Source organism: Tenacibaculum sp. L6 (genome assembly GCF_028823685.1).
Taxonomy (GTDB): Bacteria; Bacteroidota; Bacteroidia; order Flavobacteriales; family Flavobacteriaceae; genus Polaribacter.
On record NZ_JAPEHZ010000197.1, the window covers coordinates 1 to 493 of the forward strand.

The 493-nt window shown below is 38.1% G+C and carries 1 protein-coding gene; it reads right to left on the bottom strand.

Features of this window, described 5'->3' with window-relative positions; all coding sequences use genetic code 11:
• Positions 1–5: 5 nt before the first annotated feature.
• A partial coding sequence (locus OU788_RS12695; RefSeq protein ID WP_274635493.1) for a carboxymuconolactone decarboxylase family protein occupies positions 6–493 on the bottom strand: 488 nt, incomplete at its 5' end.

Genomic DNA, 493 nt, shown 5'->3' on the forward strand with positions numbered 1-493 from the left:
TATTTTTATATATGTTTCCCTTGAGTCCAACCATGTTTTCCTAAATACTGCTCTCCACTTTCAACAGCACCCTCTTCAATACTTGTTCCCATAGAATCGTTCCAACGATTCAAATATCCGAAAAGAGAAATCACTCCTAGCATCTCAACTATTTCACCTTCATCCCAATACTTATACAACCCTTCTTTTATATTTTCATCTACCATATTCGGAACCATAGAAGCTGCCAATGAGAAGTCTAATGCAGCACGTTCAGCATCAGAAAATGCTGAATGTGTTTTATACTCCCAAATATTATCCAACTGTTCTTGTTCTGCGCCATAACGTTCTGCTGCACGAATAGCATGAGCTTGACAATAACGACAACCTGTAGCATTGCTACTTACCCAAGCAATCATCCGTTTTAACACTGACGTTACACGACCTTGATTAGCCATTACCGCTTTATTTAAATTGATAAATGCTTTGGAAATTTCTGGTCTACGTTGCATTG